2 protein-coding genes are annotated in these 2495 nt (G+C 70.7%); both read left to right on the forward strand.

The window, feature by feature from the left end:
- Positions 1-728 (forward strand): sigma-70 family RNA polymerase sigma factor (locus ACTUAL_RS02935; RefSeq protein ID WP_440899173.1); only part of this gene is annotated, 728 nt, incomplete at its 5' end.
- A 562-nt stretch (positions 729-1290) separates the two neighbouring features.
- Positions 1291-2451 carry a flagellin N-terminal helical domain-containing protein gene (locus ACTUAL_RS02940; RefSeq protein WP_440899174.1) on the forward strand — a complete coding sequence of 387 codons (1161 nt, stop codon included), beginning with the start codon at positions 1291-1293 and terminating at the stop codon, positions 2449-2451.
- Positions 2452-2495: the final 44 nt, after the last annotated feature.

Consider the following 2495-nt stretch of genomic DNA (forward strand, 5'->3'; position numbering starts at 1 on the left):
CCGCCGGCCTGGTGGCGCTGGTGACCGCGGCCCGCTCCTTCGATCCCGACCGGGGCGTGCCGTTCGTGCGCTACGCCGCACCGCGGATCCGCGGTGCCAGGGTCGACGAGCTGCGCTCGATCGACTGGGCGTCGCGCTCGGTGCGGCGGCGCAGCCGCGAGATCGAGGAGGCGCGGGCTCGGCTGGCCGCCACGATGGGCGAGTTCCCCGACGACGCCGCGGTCGCCTCGTCGCTCGGGCTGAGCAACGACGAGGTCGCGCGCGCCGACTCCGAGGCCTCCCGGGCGATGGTGCTCCCCCTGGACTCCGGGGCCCAGCAGGGTCTCGCCGACCTGCTCCCGGGCCGCGAGCCCGGACCGGCCGAGCGCGCGGAGCACCTCGAGCGGGTGCGGTACCTGGCCGACGCGGTCGACGAGCTGCCCGAGCGGATGCAGCACGTGGTGCGCGGCTACTTCTTCGAGGAGCGGCCGATGGCCGAGATCGCGGAGGAGCTGGGCGTGCACGAGTCCCGCGTGTCGCAGCTGCGCGCCGAGGCGATCGCGCTGCTGCGCGACGGCCTGAACTCGCAGCTGGACCCGGAGCGCCTGCCCGAGCCCGCCCGTCCCGACGGGTGCGCCGCGCGCCGCAAGGCCGCTTACTACGCGTCGGTGGCCGCGCAGGGCACCATGCGCAGCAGGCTGAGCCACACCAGCTCGCTGGGCGTCCCGGTCATCGCGAAGACCGCCTGATCCAGGCGCTCCCCACGAAGGCCGGGCCCGCCTGGGCCCGTGCGCAAGACCGCCAGGCATCGGCGCCCGGCGTTGCTCCTCTTTTCTCCTGCCGCACAGCGCTTTTCCCGTCTGCCCCCGGTCGTCGCCCGCAGTGGTGACACCCGTTGGGACGCCCTTCCGGCGCAGACGTCCACTGGGGACACTCCCGGTGTCGACGACGCCCGTTGAAGCGCTCTCTTTGGTGGCAAACGGTTCCACCGGGTGAGGACTCCCCGGTTCAGACGCCCTCCGCGCCGCGAACGCCCCCCTGGGCCGGTTCCAGCGCGGGCGTCCCCCAGAGCCCGCCCTTCCCCTCGAAGGGCGACGCCCGCCCAGGCGGGCAGCAGGAGCCCGTTCACGCGGGTCGCAGGACCCCGTTCACGCGGGGCGCACCACGGCACCACCAGCAGGTTCAGACCCGGCAAGGCCTGATCCGAAAGAAAGTTCCACCAAAACCTCATACGGACCCAGGCCGGGCCGATTGCATGTTTGCCGGGCCACGGAAGGCCCGCAAGGGACTCGATTCACGGAGGAAATCACAATGAGTCTTCGCATCAACTCCAACATCGCGGCGATGAACGCCTACCGCAACCTCTCGGTGAACGACAAGCAGATGGCCGGCAGCCTGGAGAAGCTGTCGTCCGGCCTGCGGATCAACCGGGCGGCGGACGACGCGGCGGGTCTGTCCATCAGCCAGGGCCTCACCTCTCAGATCGGTGGCCTGAAGGTCGCTGCGCGCAACGCGCAGGACGGCGTCAACGTCGTCCAGACCGCGGACGGCGCCCTGAACGAGTCGGCTGAGATCCTGCAGCGCATGCGTGACCTCGCTGTCCAGGCCTCGAACGGTGGGTCCCAGGACACGAACGCGCGTGCCGCCGCGCAGACCGAGTTCGGCCAGCTGCAGAAGGAGCTCGACCGCATCGCCAAGACCACCTCCTTCGGTGGTCAGAAGCTGCTGGACACGGCGGGCACCGCTTACACCGGTACCTTCCAGGTCGGCGCCAACAACACCGCCGACGACCAGATCCAGGTCAACCTGGACGCCACGGTCTTCGGCAGCTCCGGCGGCACCAAGTCGAGCTACAAGGTGTCGGGCGGCACGTACGACTCCGCCACCCTCGACACCAAGACGATCACCGCGACGCAGGGTTCCACGACCGCCACGGTCACGCTGGCCACGCCGGCTGACCTGGACGCCGTGGTCTCCCAGCTGAACGCTGACGGCACCTTCTCGGCCGGCTTCACCGCCAGCAAGGACGGCGGTGAGCTGAAGATCGAGTCGAAGACCAACGGCGCGACCGCGGTCACCCTCACGGGTACCTCGGGCCTGACCGGTGCCGGCACCAACGGCACCGCGGGCGCGACCGGCTTCGACTCCGCGGGCCTCGGCGTGGGTACCGCCGTCAAGGTGGACACCACCGCCAACGCCCAGTCCGCGATCGACTCGATCGACAGCGCCATCAAGGGGCTGTCGACCGCGCGGGCCCAGCTCGGTGCGTACCAGAACCGGTTCGAGCACACCATCAACAACATCAACGTCCAGGTGGAGAACCTGTCCGCGTCCAAGTCGAACATCACCGACACGGACATGGCGCAGGAGATGGTCAAGTTCACCCGGTCGCAGATCCTGTCGCAGGCTGGCACCGCCATGCTCGCGCAGGCCAACCAGGCGCCGCAGAACGTCCTGCAGCTCCTGAGGTGATAGACCGGACCCCGGGGGGGGGGGCGCCCCCCCAGGCCCCCCCC

The sequence above is a fragment of the Actinosynnema sp. genome, assembly GCF_052038725.1.